The following is a 16,846-nucleotide window of genomic DNA, read 5'->3' as shown; positions in this document are numbered from 1 at the left end:
TGAGTTCAGGGTTCCTGCTACCCGAGGTTCACTGGCTCTTCCGGGTAGTGATATCGATAGGCGGGGCCACGGTTCGAGAGTGCGATTAAAGCCGTCAGCGGGCCGACGCGACCGATAAACATCGTAATTATGATCACCCAGTGCGACGGTGTCGTCAAACCCGCGGTGATGCCCGTCGAGACGCCGACCGTAGCAAAGGCACTGGTTGCTTCAAACAGATGATCCAGGAAGATCGCCTGGTTGTTTTCGAACATGACAATCAGCAGTGTTGACGACATCAGTACCAGAATTCCCAGTGAGATGATCGTCAGCGAACGGTGGATCAGTGCGCTGGGGATGGTGCGCCCCAGGATCTCAACCCGGTCTCTCCCTTTCAGCAGCGCCCAGACCGAAAGGATGGCCAGGGCAAAGACTGCGGTTTTCACGCCACCCCCCGTTGAACCGGGAGACGCACCGATGAACATCAGCAGTACGGAAAACAGTTTGGTCTGCGGTTGGTAGGCACCGAGGTCAACAGTATTAAAGCCGGCCGTCCGGAAGGTCACGGACTGGAACCAGGCGGAATTGAGCCGCTCGCCAAAGGTGAGATCATCGGAGGCATGTATCGATTCCAGCAGGTAGATGCCGATCGTGCCCCCGATCAAAAGAAAGAGGGTTGTGAAAAAAATCAGGCGTGAGGAAATCGTCAGCCGGACTTTCTGTGTCGGGTGATGAAACAGGGGCTTGCGGATCCGCAGGTTCGAGAAATGGGTGATGCCGTACAGCATGAAATTGTAGTTTACAGCAAACCCTAACCCACCGATGATGATCAGGGCCGGGATGACGCCCCAGATTTCCCAGTGATGTCCCATGCCCAGGAAGCCGTCATCCATCAGGCTGAAACCGGCGTTGCAATATCCACTGATCGAATGAAACAGGCTGAAGTAGACGCGTTCGGTGAAAGGGAGCTCCGGCCAGAGTCCCATCAGGCAGACCGCACCGAGCAGTTCGGTAAAAATCGTAATCCCCAGGATGGCCAGCACCAGGCGGCGGATATCACCGCGCTGGCTGGACTCAAGCATCTCGCTGAAAGTGACGCTCTCCCGGATCTGCATCGATCGCCCGAATGCTGCTGCGAAGAAGGCACCAAAAGTCAGGATGCCCAGTCCGCCGATCTGGAACAGAAACATGATAATGGTGTGCCCTGTACGGCTCCAGTAGGTTCCGGTAGGAACCACGATCAGGCCTGTAACGCAACTGGCACTGGTTGAGGTAAACAGGGCGACCAGAAACGGAGCACCTTCCGTCGTTTTTGCAGCGGGATCCTGAATTCGAGCCGAGGGAAACATGAGTAAAATCGTTCCCACGGAAATCAGCACCAGGAAGGAAGTCACCACAATCAGGGCGGGGTTCCAGCCGCGTGACGAGACCCGCCGGATTAAGAGAATGGTCTCGTAGAGGCTTCTCAGGATGATGCAAAATTCGGAGATACCCAGGATCAGATTCAGTCGGGTCGGGGCGTCATCGGGCAGCAGGTCATGCAGACTGATTATCAGCAGGCTGGCGATCAACCAGAGCCCGCAAAAAAAGAAATGGGCCAGGTGGGTTTTGAAGAACTCTTTCCGGTCCAGATGCCAGCCGTAGCGCAGCATCAGGCTGATCGTGAAATAGCTCATGGCCACGATGATCGCGGCACCCAATTCCCAGTGGACAACGGTGGTAATCTTCAGCAGTCCATGTAGAATGACTGTGGAGATCAGGCCGACGATCAGCGCAATAATTTCCAACCGTCTCAGCCTGCGGCAGCGGCGGGGATGGTGTGTCTTATAGTGGATGCGGCTGGGGAGATGCGACAGAGTCATTTGGCGCGTAAGTATTTCAATGAAATAATTTTATGAAGACCTGTTCAGATTTTATTCGTAATCAACGTCAATTGAAACAGTGAGATTATGGTGCGCGATTTTATTTCCGAAAGTTTGACTCATGACCCGATTCATGGGTATATCCCGTTTACTTCCAAAACCGGGATTCCCGATGACGAGGTCTCCGAGCAGGAAATCATCGACCATCCCTGGGTCCAGAGACTCAGGCATATTCACCAGCTTCAGACGGCCTGGTGGGTTTTTCCCTCAGCTGAGCACATGCGGTTTCAGCACGTGTTGGGAGCCATGCATCTCTCGTCGGTAGCAATTAACGCCTGGTATGATTCCCTGAGCAGCGCCTGTCGCAACGTGCCTTCCCTGCCTTACGTAGAGAGCCTGGTCCGGTTGGCGGCGCTGCTGCACGATGTGGGGCACGGTCCCTTCGGGCATTTCTTCGACGACCATTATCTGGATCAGTACAATCTCACGCATGAAGATATTGGTGCCCATATCATCGAACATGAACTGGGAGACCTGATTCGCGGGATCCGCCGGAATCCGAACGGTCACCTCAATCCGCTGGAAGAACTCGATCCCAAGCAGATTGGCTGGCTGATCCGGCGTCCTTCCGGCGATGCAGCGAGCGAGGCGGGTAACCCGGACTGGCTTTGTAAGTTGCGTGCCATGTTCAGCGGCATTTACACGGTCGACAATATGGATTTCGTTCTCCGCGATGCCTATATGTCTGGCTACAATATTCGTGCGGTCGATGTCTCGCGCCTGATTCATTACAGTTTCTTCACTTCCGAAGGGCTGACGATCCACGGTCGGGGCATGACGGCACTCGTCAACTTTATTGAAACCCGCGCGAATCTGTTCCGCACTATTTACTATCACCGTACGGTGCGTGCTCTGGACCTCGCGCTCGAAGAAATCTTTGCCGAAACCATGCAGCACTTGTTTCATGGCAATCCCCTCGAACATCTGGACGACTATCGCGGGTTTACCGAGTCGTCATTCCTTGTCGATGTCGGCCGCTTTCAGAAGAGTTCGGACCCGGCAGTGCGTGATCTGGGAGAGCGTTGGCAAGGGATTCTCTCACGTAACGTGGAATGGAAGATGGCCTGCGAGCGTCAGCTCAATTTCCATTCCGGGACTGCAGTACACACATCGATCTTTTCGGAACCGGAACTGGTCGAAAAGCGGGTCCGCTCTAAGCTTCCCGCGGAGTTGAAGCAGCTCCCGCTGCGGATCGATGTGGCCCGCCATTACCATCGCCCCAGTGGGCGACTCCCCGCCGGTGGACAGAATTATCTGCTCGATCCCGGTACGGGACTGACTCAGGAGCTGCACGATGATGAGCTCTTCCGGGCACTGCCTGTCAGCTTCCTGATCTTCCGCATTTATACGCGGGATCACCTCCACGATCTGGAACTGACCACCGCTCTGAACGCCGCCCTCGGGGAAGTTTCAGATTCCAAGACCAACATGTAACTCTCCTGCAGAAACTGACTTGTACAAGTGTGGTGCTGCAGAAGATCCGCTCCGTTCTTTCGCGATAAGAGAGTCGAGGTCTTGAGGGAAATTTCCGGATTTTCCTGCTGAATAGGGCAGACAGTGGTCCTGTTATGTCGGTCGTGTCGACTCCAGAAAATCATTGACAGTGATTATTCGGCCCAGTCGATAAGTTCAACATGATAGATTTCGAACTCGAACAGATGCTGGAAAATCCCGAATGGAGTCTCGTGCTCAAACATTACAGCGTCCTGCGACGTGAGACCAAAGAGCGGGATCCTGAATTTGATGGCTGGATCGTACGTCAAAATGAAGTTGACGGCGTCGTTACCGAACGCCTCCCCCGCATTCATGGAAAACTGATCGCGTTCGACCTGCTGAAATTTCAGCTTTCTGGACGCGATTCCGGGGTTTTTTATAAAGTCACCCGTACTGGTGAGAATATGCTGCCCCGTCTGGAAGAGCAGCTGCAAGACCTGCAGGCACAATTGCAGGCGACTGAGGAAGACGCTCCTCCTGAAGAGCAGGAACTGGCCCGCTCCGCCTGAGAGGCTGCCACGGACTGTAATTCTCTCCCCCGCTGGAACGAAAAACGGCCCCAATTGTGCAAGACAATGGGGCCGTAGATTTCGTCGTTGCTCCTGGCTGTGACAATCTTAAATCATGTCAGCAGTCAGAGAAGACTCTAGCTCATTATGCTTTTTTAGGAGCAGGAGCGGGAGCTTTCTTTGGAGGAGCTGGTGCTTCTTCTACTTTCTTGGGAGCTGAGTGAGCTGGAGCAGCTCCTTCACAGCTGTTGCAGGGAGAAGCGCACTTGGGAGCTGGTGCACAGCATTTAGGAGCTGGTGCACAGCAGGTTGGTGCGGGTGTGCAAACTGGTGCTGGCTTGCAGCAGGTGGTGCGAACTGGCTTGCAGCAACGTACACGTGCTGGTTTGCAGCAACGAACGCGTTCTGGCTTGCAGCAGCGAACGCGTTTGGGCTTGCAGCAACGTTCACGAACGGGCTTGCAGCATTTTACGCGCTCTGGTTTGCAGCAACGGTTACGGAAACCAAATGCTTCTGCATCTGATACGCTGAAGGTTGCAACGAACAGGGTCATTGCAGCGATCAAAGAAAGTGTGACAGCTTTTCGAATCATGGTGTACTCCTCAGATTCTTAAGAAAGTGGTTCCACTTCGCCGGAAGATAAGTCACTACCTTCATCCCCCAGCGATGTCCCTAAGTCTACGCACCTAGGGAAAACAGGTCTGTTTTTCTGGTTTGGTAAGATTTGCCGGTTACGGCAAATACGTTGATTACAATACCAGAACGAATTACGATGTCAAAGTAAAGCGAACACGAAAAATAAAGTTTCTCTAAAAATCCTTTATTCCCTCAAGTCTCGCATTTTAACAGTTTTAGAACTGGTTTTCACGTGTTTGAACACGGTAAATCCGACCAGACCTGTCGGCTCTCACTCTATCCTAGGTCAAAAATAAAGCGACCAGCTGAATTCCTGCAGATATTTGGGAAAGCTGCGCAAAAAATTCGCTCTGTTGCGCTCATTGACTCTTTAGGTTTATTTGCTTGCAACCCTCTCGCAGTCAAAGTAAAACCAGAACTGGCTCCCTGAGCTGCTTCAAATAAACTTCTTCAGAATTCACGGATTGTTCAGTGCCGTCATCTGCCTCAGAATCTTCGTCCTCACCATCAGATCAACCACGGCTGTGGTACTGTGGGTCCCGCACCATTTCATTCGCTGAGCGACCATTGTTAATGGGCATTCTCAACGTGACCCCCGACAGTTTTTCGGATGGAGGAGAGGTTACGGATCGGGACGCAGCCGTCAAGAAGGGCTTACGTCTCATTGAACAAGGCGCGGATATTTTAGACATTGGTGGCGAATCGACCCGTCCCGGCTCTGATCCCGTTCCCCTGGAAGAAGAACTCCGCCGCGTGGTGCCTGTCGTTGAACAGCTCGCGAACCAGACCGACGTCCCGATTTCCATCGACACCACCAAAGCGGAAGTCGCCCGTCAGTCGCTCGCAGCCGGCGCTGCGATCATCAACGATATCTCCGGGCTCACCTTTGATCCGGAGATGATCCCCCTGGCTGCCCAGACCGGCGCGGGAGTGATCTGCATGCACATCCAGGGAACTCCCCAGACCATGCAGGACAACCCGACCTATGACGATGTCATCGTCGATCTGAAAAACTGGTTCCAGGAACGCTTACAGGAACTGCTCTCGGCGGGAATCGAACCCGGCAGAATCGTCCTCGACCCGGGCATCGGATTCGGGAAAACAGCCGAACACAACCTGCAGATTCTCTCCCACATCCGCGAATTCCAGGATCTGGGCTATCCGATACTCATCGGTCATTCCCGCAAACGCTTCCTGTCGAAGCTGCTGGGCCGCGATGTGGAAGAACGTCTGGCAGGTACGGTCGGCGTTTCTATCGCCCTGGCCAGTCAGGCTGTCGAAATCATTCGCCTGCACGACGTCGAAGCCAACCGCGATGCAATCTGGGCCTGGAAAGCAGTCACCAGCCGCGTCACCTGATTACCAGATACTGATACTCGACTCTCTATCTAACTAATACGGCTCCTCAGGCAGCCCTACATCAAGGAAATACACAGCATGAACATCAAACTTGGAACCCGGACACTCATTCTCTCCCTCTGCTCAATGCTGGCGTTTTACGCCGTCGCCCGGGCTGCAGATCAGCCTGCTCACAATTTCGACCGCTGGGAAAAGTCCATCGTCCAATTTGAGAAACAGGACAAAGATCAAGGCATTCAGGAAGACGGTATCCTGTTTGTCGGTTCTTCCAGCATCCGCATGTGGGATCTGAAGAAATACTTCCCTGAACTTCCTGTCATCAATCGAGGCTTTGGCGGATCTGAAATCGTTGACTCCACCCACTTCGCCGATCGGATCATTCTCAAACACAAGCCCAAAGTCATCTTCCTCTACGCCGGTGATAACGACATCGCCCGCGGTCGCACCGCGAAAGAGGTCGCTGGCGACTTCAAACAGTTCGTCTCCGTCGTCCATAAAGCCCTGCCCGAGACCCGGATTGTCTTCATCGCCGTCAAACCCAGTCTCAGTCGCTGGAAACTGGCCGGCACCATGCAGGAAGCCAACAAGCTGATTAAAAAACAGTGTGAAAAACACGACTATCTGGCGTTCGCCGATGTCTGGGATCCAATGCTGGGCGAAGACGGCAAACCCCGTCCCGAGCTCTTCAAAAAGGATGGCCTGCACATGGAACACGCAGGCTACCTGATCTGGAAGAAAGCGGTCGAACCCTATATCCCCCAGAATTGATCACATTTCCGATCTTGCTAAGTTGAATTGATTACAGGGTTTCTACACGCAGTTCATGCGCCGACACGAACTGGTTCAGCTCGCTGCGTGTGAAGATGCCCGCGGTCGCGCCGGTGGCACGCACACAGCTGTGCCCCAGCGCCGATCCATAACGCAGACAGTCTTCCGGGCTCGCCTCTTCCAGAAGCCCGTGAATGAAACCGGCGACAAACGCGTCTCCGCTCCCTGTCCCATCCACCAGGTCGACCGGATAAATCTCTGACCGCAGTGAACGCTCGGCATCCAGCAGCAGACTCCCCTGGCCGCCACAGGTGATGATCACCGAGTTCGCTCCCGCTTCCCGGAACGCCTCGGCCTGTTTCAGCGGGTCTGTCTCTCCTGTGATCAGTTCCCCCTCATCATTATTAGGGAGGAAATAATCGCTTAACGGCAGAACCGGCTTCAACATTGACCAGTAATCTGCAGCCTTTGGCGTCACCACATCCAGCACCGTAATCACTCCCGCTTCCCGGGCCACCTCGAACATGCGGGCGACATTCTCCGGCGAGAGCTCTTCCGACAGACAGTAACCTCCCAGGTACAGAATGCGACAGGAGCGAATCTGCTCCTCCGTGACTGTCTCGCCGGTAAACAGAGAGTTCGCAGCAACCGAATGAATAAACCGGCGATCCTCACCCTGCACATTAATTACGAATGAACCGCTGGTCGGCAGCGTATCCGACTTCATGATGTATTCGCAGTGCACACCCGAAGCAGCCAGGCTCTCTTCCACGTACTGTCCGAAAACGTCCTGCCCCACAATCCCGGCGATCGCAGCCCGGCGATCCAGTCGCGCCAGGTCCGCGGCGACGTTCGATGCACAGCCGCCAATCGTCAGACTCATTTCGTCCGTCAGCACCAGCTCGCCCGGACGGGGCATATGGTCGATGGCCTTGCATACATGGTCGGCGACGATGATCCCCGCACACAAACAGTCATACCTGGGAGACGACATGAGGATGTCCTTCTAAAGCGCTTCGAAATCTGTGAAATCAGGATGTGTTGCTTATTATGCGGAAGGGGATCAGGAGATCAACACCTAACTGGAATGCAGATGCACAGATTTCATGCTCTGTTCCGAGTCGATCGGCTGGGCGGGACGCACACTCTGTTCGGCAGAGTCTTCCGGGCCATCAGTCGATTTGGAACGACGCAGGTGTTTCAGCAGTCGCAGCATAATGGGGTAGGTTATCAGGCCGAAGAACGTGCCGACCACCAGTGAGCCGATAATCAACGGCGACCCGACTTCCAGCAGCAGCTGCTTCACCGTTTCCCACCAGCCGCTGAATCCCTCGAACTCCAGGATCCGGGCAAAGTCCTTCTGCGTCAGCGAACCGCCTACGAACAACGTACCCACCTTATAATCAAACCAGTAGATCGGCACGATGGTCAGCGGATTCGAAATGTAGACGGTAATCAGCGACGCGACCTGGTTGAACCGGAACAGCGGACGCGTCAGAAATGCGACACAGACCACCAGCAGCATCTGAATGCCCACCGTCGGCGTCAACGCGATAAACATCCCGATCGCGGTTCCCAGGGCAATCGAGTGGGCACTGTCATCCAGCATGAGGATCGAGCGCAAGAGCACTCGCGGGTTCAGGGTCCAGGCTGGTTTGGCAGATGACATAGAGTTTCAACAGGCTGCTTGAGGTCGCGTGATCTAAAATCTTGTTCAGAGAACTTTTACGGTCATTTGGATTAGTATATCGGCACAGTTCTGGCAAAATTCCGCAGGTTTATGAAACCTTCAACTTAGGCCGGTCATACCGTTCGATCCGGCTATCCGAATCAAGACGCTTGTAAGTTCTCTCACTTCTGGGGGTGGGACAACGACCCTTTCGGGTTAACGTTTATGTATTTTAGTTAAGGTTTTTCAAATTAGGCAACTCAAATTAACGCCCCAATTCGCACCCCGGCGGAAGATCGTTCCTAAGTCGTGACCGGGCCACAGCATCGGAATTCAGGTGAACAATCATCAGCATTGACTACGACACAACTCCTCAATCACAACAGATGAAAATCAGTGTAGATTTGAATTCCGCTCCGGAAATGGGTATGAAAGTGAGATAAGCGCTTTCTTTATTGATCATTTTCATTTCTGATTCATATTGTCCCCTTCAGGATCTCCTGAAAACAATGCACAACGGAAACCCGCCGATGGTAGAAAATCTGGAAATCTTCGAAGTGGAACAGGCAGGTCCCAATCTGGTGGTCACCCCCCTCGGATCGACCCTGCAGTTCCAGTACAGCAACGTTCAGGTCGAAGCCAACAAGGTACTCAGGCTCTTTGACGCCCCTGAGATCAAAAATGTCATCATTGACCTCTCCCGCGTCGACTATCTCGATTCGATTATCATCGGCTCGCTGATTCGCCTCCTGCAACGGGCCCGGCAGACAGGCGGTCAGGCCGTCTTCTGTAACGCCTGCGAGAACATGCAGAATATTCTCAAGTGCATCAAAATCGGCAGCCTCTGGCCGCTGTTCGATACCCGGGACGAAGCGATCGCCGCTGTCACTCCCTCTGAGTAATTGTTCGATTTCTTGTCTGGAAATGAGTTGGGAATGCTGCCGTTCACTGCCGAGGATTTGAAAGCTGTTCGAACGGAAACGTTCATCGAACACCTCGATTATTTCGAGAGCCTCGCTTCCACCAATTCCTGGGCCCTGAACACGCACTGCACGCCCTCCCCGGCCGCACGCGATACCAGCCTGCCCGCCCTCGTCCTCACCGGCAATCAAACCGCCGGCCGTGGTCGAGGCAACAATGCCTGGTGGTCCACTGAAGGAGGACTTACATTCTCCCTCGTCGTCGACGCCAACCAGCTCGGCATCCCGCTCCAGCAGCAGCCCCTGATTGCTTTGGCAACCGGGCTGGCCGTTTGTGAAACACTCGAGAAGCAGGCCCCCGAACATCGGCTCCAACTCAAGTGGCCTAACGATGTCTTCCTCGCGGGCAAAAAGGTCTGTGGCATTCTCGTCGAAACCTCCGCCAGTCAGCCCGGCCTCGTGGTCATCGGCGTCGGCGTCAATCTCAATAACTCGTTCCTCTCCGCTGAAGCCGAACTGCAGTCGCGAGGAACCTCGCTCTACGAAACGACCGGACAGAAGTATCCGCTCTCCTCCATGCTGATCGATCTCATCAACGCCATCGAAAACCGGCTCTATGATGTCGCGGGTGACCGCAGCGAACTCATGCCCGCCTGGCGACAATACTGCCTGCTCACCGGACGGGACATTCGCATTAACACCGGACGCGAAGTCCGGGAAGGCACCTGCCTCGAAATCGACGACGAAGGTTATCTGATCCTGCAGACCGAGACCGGCCGCGAACGCATTATCAGCGGCACCATCGAACACTTTTAAAGAATCGCCCCCGCTATGAAAAAACTTCTCATCTATCCCGCCATCGACGCCAGACGACTCACCCGCCTCGAGAGCATCTCGAACGAACTCCAAGTCGTCAACGCGCAGAATCTGGATGAAGCGCTCACCGAAATCAAAGACGCCCACGCCTTCTTCGGCAAGATCACTCCCGAACTGTTGGCCGCGGCTGAAAAACTGGAATGGGTGCAGTCCCCCACCGCCAGCCTGGAACACTACATTTTTCCGGAACTGGCCGACCACCCCTGCCAGCTCACAAACATGCGCGGCCTGTTCTACGATGTCATCGCCGACCATGTGCTTGGCTTCGTACTCTGCTTCGCCCGCAACCTGCATCGCTACATTCGTCAACAGTCCCATTCGGTCTGGCAGCCCATCGGCGGTACCGCGGGAAAACCTGACTTCGTCACCGGACCGGGGCAGGTCAGCGAAGTCGACCGCAGCCACATGCACCTCTCGGATTGCACCCTGGGCGTGGTCGGTGCCGGCTCGATTGGTTCCGAAGTCTGCCACCGCGCAGCTGCCTTCGGCATGCGAGTCTGCGCCGTCGATCCCCTCATCCGTGAGGTTCCCGGCGCCGTCGATGAAGTCTGGGACCTCGATCGGCTCAAAGATCTGCTCACCATCAGCGACTTCGTCGTCATCGCAGCGCCGCATACACCCCAGACCGAAAAACTGTTCCGCACGCCCCAGTTCCAGCAGATGAAGAACTCCGGCTACCTGATCAACATCGGCCGCGGCGCGATCGTCGATCTGCAGGACCTGACCATCGCACTGCAGAAAGGTGACATCGCCGGCGCCGGCCTGGATGTCTTCGAAGTCGAACCCCTGCCCGCAGACCATCCCCTCTGGCAGATGGAGAACGTCATCATCACCCCGCACATCGCCGCCGCTTCGACACATGTCCCCGAAAGGCACCTGGAAACGCTGCTGGAGAACATCCGCTGTTTCATCAACGGCCAGCCCTTCATCACTCTGGCCAACAAACAGCTCTGGTTCTGAACGAATTCGACTGCACACCGAACCTCCCTGTGCTTTCAGGCAGTGCTCCTGCTGACTGCTGAAGAAACTGCCCTTGATCGACGTCCGCCGCAGCGTATGCTCTTCTCTTCTGGCTCGCGCGCGAGGCAGCTCAGCGTGCACCGGAACACGAGACATCACTGATGCAAAGACACCTGAATCCGCACCGCTTTTCATCGGGCTTTCACTGGAGCAATCAGAACACATGCGAAATGTTCCCCACAGCTTGTTCAGGGCAGACCAGGACAGACTCCGGTCAGACAGGGACAAAATCCAGGCCACACCAGGACAAAATCCGGCCACATCGGGACAAAATTCTGTCTTGACCTCCCGGTGCCTTTCGACAGAATCAGACCCACAATCAAAACCGGATGTAGGGGCAGAGCCTGCGTGCCTGCCCGCCTGGCGACCTTCCACTCGAAACAACTTCCAATGGACATCCATAAACAATTCCCCCCTGAGCGGCAAGACGCTCGGTAGCGTTTATTAAATAGTTTTCTACGTGATCAAGAGGTCGACAACGTTAGCTATGTAAGTATCCACCGCGGCCGAGGGTATGCTGTTACTCTTGTTTACAGGACTTCAACAGCAGAAAAGAAAATGAGCCGCAGCGCATTAGCCCCGGTTGAAACGACTTAGGTATGAACCGTGCGAATTAAGAAACGCGACGCGACCACAGACAACGCGATCCGCAAATAGTACAAAGAGAAATCCTACGCATCGGCACCAGCGAGGACAGAGAAAATAAAACCAGTGCTGATCCAACACCAGTGAAAAGCAATGATCGCGCGCAGTGTTGAATGAACAACGTGCCGGGTGGTCTCGGATACAATCCGAGATTGCTGCAGGCAACAGGAGATCACAGCACCGGCTGCCACAGTTGGCTTGTCCAACTGTGCTCGTCCAATGCCCTATCACACTCACCCACCGTGAGCGGCAAGGCGCTGGCCGCCGAGAAAAAGGAAGACGCAGATCCCAAAATCAGCGGCGAGGGCTATTCCACTCACAGCACCAGGGTGAGCCCGAATAAAATTCGGGCCGAGCGCAGCGAGCAGGAAACCGACAGTGCAACAGCCCGATTTCAAGAAAAGAAATCCAACCAGAATTCGCAGGATGCGAACCCACGTGTCCGCCCGCCTGGTAAAGATCAACCGGGCATCACCATTTCCAATGGCTCCAGTTCCGAATGCAAAAAACGAATAACGCCGAAAACAAATCGAGCCATCCGTAACTCAGGCATTTTACCAGACCGCCATTGAACCCCGCAGATGAAAACAGTTAACCTGTTGATATGGGCATGGATCTGCTGGAAATCTATATGGAGGTCGCCGACCACTTCGGCATCGAAGAAGAAACGCTGGTGCAACAGGACGCCGTCACTGTCCAGAACCTGGTCAATAACATCTTGACCACACTCGCTGCACAGCAATCCCAGCCCCCCGCCGAACCCCCCTCCCGATCCGAGGTTCAGGCCACCCTGCTCACCATCATCACACGCCACCCGGAATCCGAAATATTACCAGGCACCAGACTGATCGATCTCTGTGACTGAAAAGAGTGCTGTGGTTTCCCATGAGCACTCAGCCACCTGAATTTTTCGTGCTTTTCGCATCTTTCGTGGTAGTAAAAAAATGGGTGAGCCCGAATGCAATTGCCGCTATGATCCCGGACGGCAACTGCCATCAGGCACAATAAAGTATGCAGAATTATTCTGCCTCCACGAGCAAAACTGGTAATCAGGTTTGCTTTCTGTTAAGAACAGTTCGATCACAGCAGGCACTGAACTTCAGCCAGTTAAAATAATTCAGGAACGAACATGACCCCCGCCGAATTCAAAAAAATCTGGAACGGATCGCTTTCCAGTGTACTTGCTGAATCAGTTCAGATCTTGAACCTGGATCAGGCGGACAAAGACTTTCTGATCCAGGCGGGCTTACCCACTTCCCTGTACCCGGAGTTCTCTTTCGAACGGCTGGAAACCGGTGAGCTGGATCATCTGGATGAGTCTGAAGAGGGAGAAGGCTTTGACGAACAGTTTCATCACTACCGTATCATCGGAGAAGACGGTTATTCAATGCCGGTCCTGCTCAACGAAAGCGAGCAAGGGACGGTCTGGGTCTTGTCTGGAGATTTCGAGCGGTTGCTTTATCTCAATAAAAACGTCAGGGAACTGGCTGCATCTCTGATCGCCTTTGCCAGGTTTCTCAAAAGCAGTCGCACGGAAGCAGCAGTGAATGAATTCCTTGCTGAGATTCGCAACATCGATGCGCGAGCTGCGCTTGAGGAATCCTTCTGGTCGGAATGCGTGTTCAATTATCTCGAAGAGGAGACACAGCCGGCTGGCACTGCGGATCATCCACTGGTTAGTCAGTTTGAGCATCCCCTGTTGGGAACGCTTTTGTTCAACAACGAGAATCAATGGGAGGGGGAAGCAGTGCTTTTCAAAAACCTGAGCCGATGTGGCTGGAATGAGAGACTCGTCACTCATTTCGTCTATTCCAGTTCCAATCAGGCTGATGATCAGGAATTTGCACCACTGGCAAAAGTTCCCGCCTCGTTTCACTATCCCATCAAAATCACGTTTGCTTCTCCCGACAATACCCCGCCCACGGCAGCGCAGGAAAAGGCTTTGAAATATCTGCTCTCAGACGAAAAAAGAATTCTGAAGCGCCTCGTCAATGCGGTCAAAACATATGTGATTGATTCCGACTGGTGGGAATTCCTCCAGGAAGAACTGGAAGGAGATCTCCCGAAACTCGAAGCAATTCTCCGGGAACCGACCGGCTGGCTCTCACTGATTAGATTCCGGCAGATCCATATTTCGCGAAAAATCGAAGCGGGATCCGTCGTCATCGGCTTCGACTGTAGTGCCGGCTGGGACAACGAACACGGTCTGGGATTTCAAATTATTGAAGGAGAAGTCATCGACATCGGCCACGGAACCGTAGGCTGGTATTTTTAGATACAGCCCTTACACCGATAGAAACAGATCGCCGACTACCAAAGTTACTTACAGTATCCTGAAATTTCGTGTCTTTCGTGCTTTTCGTGGTAGCAAAAAAATGGTGAGCCCGAATGCAATTCGGGCCGAGCGCAGCGAGCAGGAAGTCGCAGTTCACTCGTTCAATTGAAAGCAGAGTCACCTGTTTCTCTCAAAGCGTGAGCCAGTCAATCGTACCAGAATTCGTTCCCGCGACCACCGCTTCCTGCCACTTTCGTGCTTTTCGTGGTAGCAAAAACATCACTCAGCGTCATCATCCTCATATTCTTCCAGCGGCGGATCTGGTTCCAGTCTCTTTCCCATTGGCAGCGCGAGGTCATGGTCCTCCAGCACGGCCTGGAAATGTTCCAGCCTGCCCCACAACAGCTCTCTGAGATATTCCAGTTCACCGAGTGCTTCTTCGAGATCGCCCCGATCCAGTTCCCGCCGCACCGCATCAGCCGCATGGCACAGAATCGACAGTGAATCCCCCTGGATCAGTGAACCAGGATTTTCCCGCCCCGGATGCCGCATCACAGCATAGTTCGAAGTATCCGCATAAATTTCAACGTCTGCTTGATACATGAGAGATTCCGCCTGAAATTAAGAATTGAACCACGCAATCTTTTCAGAAAATTTCGTGCTTTTCGCGTCTTTCGTGGTAGTACTTTTCATTCATCAAGCCTGAGTTCTTCAATATATTCTGTAGTTTCAGGCTGTTGATGTCTCGCATGGTGTTGAACGAGAAGTAGCACAACCTCTATACGCCTTCTCAGGGCCGCCAGGTCAAGCGGAGTTCTTCCTTTACTATTGATAGAATTGATATCAGCGCCTGCTTCTATCAGAAGTCTCGCTATTTCTATTAATCCTTCGTAGGCGGCTCTTTGTAGTGGTGTATTCTCTTTCCACTCGCATTTATAGTTAAGACTTTTTGTTACTCCTCTTTGAATCAGGTAGCGTACGATTTCAGGATTTCCACTACATACGGCACCATAAATAGGGGTATAACATCTACACAAGTGGTTTATGTCTGCACCTGACTCCACTAAAAGTTTTACTATTTCAAATTGACCATCATGAGCGGCAATTCCCAAAAGAGTTCTGTCATCTTCCCATGCCAGATTAGCAAGTTCAGGATGTTCTTTGATTTCTCCGTAAAGTCTTTCCCAATTGTAGTCAAGTAAAGTAACTAGCATTGACTCAAATGCAGAAAGATTGTTCCAGTCAACCTGATCCCGTAGTGTCTTAATATCGACCCGCCCATCGTCCAGCAAAGGAATCTTCACAGAGTCTTCCTCCAGTAAGCAATGTGCGTTACTGTTTCAAGTACAGTTCCGAGTAGCATCACTTTCGTGCTTTTCGCGTCTTTCGTGGTAGCAAAAAAACGGGTGAGCCCGAATGAAATTCGGGCCGAGCGCAGCGAGCAGGAAGTTGCAGCTAACTCGTTCAATCGAAAACAGAGTCACCTGTTTCTCTTAAAACATGAGCCAGACAATCGTACCAGAATTCGTTCCCGCGACCACAGCTTCCTATCACTTTCGTGGTAGCAAAAAAAACGCAAGGTCTTTACCCCTCGACACTCTCCCGCACCCGCTGGTTCGCAGCAGCGTCCAGGATTGCTTCATCATAGCAGACCAGCTCCACCGAGTTCCCGTCCGGATCGAAGAGATAGATCGAGTGCCAGCCGAACTGGCGATGATCCGTCAGCATCATCTCGATCTCCAGCGCTTCCAGCCGCGCTTTCTCGCTTTCGAATACTTCCAGTTCCATCGCGAAAGCGAAGTGATGCAGCGTCCCTGTCCGGGCCCGGGCCATGCCGACTTCAATCTCCTGCGGTCCGCTGAACTCCCAGGTCTGATCAAAGATCGCCAGCAGTTGGGGATGCCCGTCGAAGTCGTCCGCGACTTTCAGGAAGGTCCCTCCTTCAAAGTTGGCAAACAGTTCCAGTCCAATGACGTCTTGGTAAAAGGCAACCAATGCTTCCCGGTTTTCGGTTCGCAGGACCAGTTCGCCTAATCGTTTCTCACACGATTGCATATCGGTTCTCCCTTGAAAGAGATATTAATCATTCAGACCCTGCAGCATCGCGCGCAACAGATCTGCCAGTTGGTCCCGCTCCTCTGCCTTGAGCACGCACAACGCATCTTCCGCTTCATCCAGTCGATCCGCGACCGCTTCATCGACCACTTTGCGCCCCTCTGCAGTCAGCAGTACCTGCAGCGAACGGCGGTCATTGGGGGAAGGCCGACGTTCGACGAGCCCCTGTTCCTCCAGTCGGTCAATCCGGTTCGTCATCGCTCCCGAGGAGAGCATCACCGCCTCCATCAGTTCCGTAGGCGTCAGACCCTGCGGATTTCCCGTTCTGCGGAGCGTGGCCAGAATGTCAAAGCCCCCCACGGTCAGACCGTACGGCTTCAGTGTTTCACTTACCCGTCGCTCCAGCCGTGTCGCCAGTCGTAAAACCCGACCGACAACCCCCATGGGTTCGACATTGAGGTCCGGGCGTTCCGTTTTCCATTGCCTGATTAAGACGTCAATCAAATCCTGTGCCATAAATTTATGATGACTCCGCGCTCGCAAGAGGAATGAATTTATCGTACGACAAGCATAGATCAGTTATACTTTCAGGTCAAGTATCTCCAGGTAAAGATACAAGGAGGTAAATGACTGGTTGGTGACAGACTGGGGTTCACACCCGTTCGGCTAATGGTACGTTTGTGGACTGTTCGGTCTAAAAGTCTGATTTTAGTCCTGAT

The 16,846-nt window shown here is 53.4% G+C and carries 17 protein-coding genes; 10 read left to right on the top strand and 7 right to left on the bottom strand.

All coding sequences use genetic code 11. The features are described from left to right. Positions 1-17 precede the first annotated feature (17 nt). Positions 18-1,841 carry a TrkH family potassium uptake protein gene (locus HG66A1_RS24835; RefSeq protein WP_145190539.1) on the bottom strand — a complete coding sequence of 608 codons (1,824 nt, stop codon included), beginning with the start codon at positions 1,839-1,841 and terminating at the stop codon, positions 18-20. A gap of 87 nt (positions 1,842-1,928) precedes the next feature. On the opposite strand from HG66A1_RS24835, the gene HG66A1_RS24830 reads away from it, so the two are divergent. The 4 genes from HG66A1_RS24830 (at position 1,929) to HG66A1_RS24815 (ending at position 6,667) form a co-directional block, all read left to right on the top strand. After that, positions 1,929-3,335 (top strand): HD domain-containing protein, encoded by a 1,407-nt coding sequence (locus HG66A1_RS24830; protein WP_145190536.1) that lies wholly within the window; start codon positions 1,929-1,931, stop codon positions 3,333-3,335. A 200-nt stretch (positions 3,336-3,535) separates the two neighbouring features. Continuing rightward, positions 3,536-3,904, top strand: coding sequence for a hypothetical protein (locus tag HG66A1_RS24825; RefSeq protein WP_145190533.1), 369 nt, complete (start codon positions 3,536-3,538; stop codon positions 3,902-3,904). A gap of 1,209 nt (positions 3,905-5,113) precedes the next feature. Beyond that, positions 5,114-5,899 (top strand): dihydropteroate synthase, encoded by a 786-nt coding sequence (gene folP, locus HG66A1_RS24820; RefSeq protein ID WP_145190530.1) that lies wholly within the window; start codon positions 5,114-5,116, stop codon positions 5,897-5,899. A gap of 78 nt (positions 5,900-5,977) precedes the next feature. Further along, positions 5,978-6,667 carry an SGNH/GDSL hydrolase family protein gene (locus HG66A1_RS24815; protein ID WP_145190527.1) on the top strand — a complete coding sequence of 230 codons (690 nt, stop codon included), beginning with the start codon at positions 5,978-5,980 and terminating at the stop codon, positions 6,665-6,667. A 31-nt stretch (positions 6,668-6,698) separates the two neighbouring features. Here the strand turns inward: HG66A1_RS24815 and HG66A1_RS24810 are convergent, their stop codons facing one another. Together HG66A1_RS24810 and HG66A1_RS24805 are read right to left on the bottom strand one after the other, a co-directional pair. Then, on the bottom strand, positions 6,699-7,661 hold the full coding sequence (locus HG66A1_RS24810; protein WP_145190524.1) for a carbohydrate kinase family protein: 963 nt from the start codon (positions 7,659-7,661) through the stop codon (positions 6,699-6,701). Positions 7,662-7,745: 84 nt separating this feature from the next. Further along, the gene (locus HG66A1_RS24805; protein WP_145190521.1) at positions 7,746-8,336 is read right to left on the bottom strand and encodes a DUF2062 domain-containing protein; all 591 of its coding nucleotides are present in this window, start codon (positions 8,334-8,336) and stop codon (positions 7,746-7,748) included. A 509-nt stretch (positions 8,337-8,845) separates the two neighbouring features. On the opposite strand from HG66A1_RS24805, the gene HG66A1_RS24800 reads away from it, so the two are divergent. The 6 genes from HG66A1_RS24800 to HG66A1_RS24775 all read left to right on the top strand — a co-directional run bounded on the left by HG66A1_RS24800 (position 8,846) and on the right by HG66A1_RS24775 (position 14,072). Next, on the top strand, positions 8,846-9,238 hold the full coding sequence (locus HG66A1_RS24800) for an STAS domain-containing protein (RefSeq protein WP_232102041.1): 393 nt from the start codon (positions 8,846-8,848) through the stop codon (positions 9,236-9,238). Positions 9,239-9,271: 33 nt separating this feature from the next. Continuing rightward, positions 9,272-10,072 carry a biotin--[acetyl-CoA-carboxylase] ligase gene (locus HG66A1_RS24795; RefSeq protein ID WP_145190518.1) on the top strand — a complete coding sequence of 267 codons (801 nt, stop codon included), beginning with the start codon at positions 9,272-9,274 and terminating at the stop codon, positions 10,070-10,072. Positions 10,073-10,087: 15 nt separating this feature from the next. Beyond that, on the top strand, positions 10,088-11,092 hold the full coding sequence (locus HG66A1_RS24790; protein WP_145190515.1) for a D-2-hydroxyacid dehydrogenase: 1,005 nt from the start codon (positions 10,088-10,090) through the stop codon (positions 11,090-11,092). An 818-nt stretch (positions 11,093-11,910) separates the two neighbouring features. After that, a complete protein-coding gene (locus HG66A1_RS24785; protein WP_145190512.1) occupies positions 11,911-12,369 on the top strand; it encodes a hypothetical protein in 459 nt (152 codons plus the stop codon). A 38-nt stretch (positions 12,370-12,407) separates the two neighbouring features. Continuing rightward, positions 12,408-12,662: a hypothetical protein gene (locus HG66A1_RS24780; protein WP_145190509.1), complete on the top strand. Its 255-nt coding sequence runs from the start codon at positions 12,408-12,410 to the stop codon at positions 12,660-12,662. Positions 12,663-12,926: 264 nt separating this feature from the next. Then, a complete protein-coding gene (locus HG66A1_RS24775) occupies positions 12,927-14,072 on the top strand; it encodes a DUF6985 domain-containing protein (RefSeq protein WP_145190506.1) in 1,146 nt (381 codons plus the stop codon). Positions 14,073-14,351: 279 nt separating this feature from the next. Here HG66A1_RS24775 and HG66A1_RS32175 read toward each other — a convergent pair whose 3' ends face one another. From HG66A1_RS32175 to HG66A1_RS24755, 4 genes are all read right to left on the bottom strand, one after another. After that, positions 14,352-14,675 (bottom strand): DUF6959 family protein, encoded by a 324-nt coding sequence (locus HG66A1_RS32175; RefSeq protein ID WP_197996779.1) that lies wholly within the window; start codon positions 14,673-14,675, stop codon positions 14,352-14,354. 86 nt (positions 14,676-14,761) lie between these two features. Beyond that, on the bottom strand, positions 14,762-15,376 hold the full coding sequence (locus HG66A1_RS24765; RefSeq protein WP_145190500.1) for an ankyrin repeat domain-containing protein: 615 nt from the start codon (positions 15,374-15,376) through the stop codon (positions 14,762-14,764). Between the two features lie 280 nt (positions 15,377-15,656). Continuing rightward, positions 15,657-16,127 carry a VOC family protein gene (locus tag HG66A1_RS24760; protein ID WP_145190497.1) on the bottom strand — a complete coding sequence of 157 codons (471 nt, stop codon included), beginning with the start codon at positions 16,125-16,127 and terminating at the stop codon, positions 15,657-15,659. 24 nt (positions 16,128-16,151) lie between these two features. Continuing rightward, positions 16,152-16,643, bottom strand: coding sequence for a MarR family winged helix-turn-helix transcriptional regulator (locus tag HG66A1_RS24755; RefSeq protein ID WP_145190494.1), 492 nt, complete (start codon positions 16,641-16,643; stop codon positions 16,152-16,154). Positions 16,644-16,846 lie beyond the last annotated feature (203 nt).

It is taken from the genome of Gimesia chilikensis (assembly GCF_007744075.1).
Taxonomy (GTDB): Bacteria; Planctomycetota; Planctomycetia; order Planctomycetales; family Planctomycetaceae; genus Gimesia; species Gimesia chilikensis_A.
The sequence above is the reverse complement of the archived record's forward strand: the minus strand, read 5'-3'. Positions and strand labels throughout refer to the sequence as shown.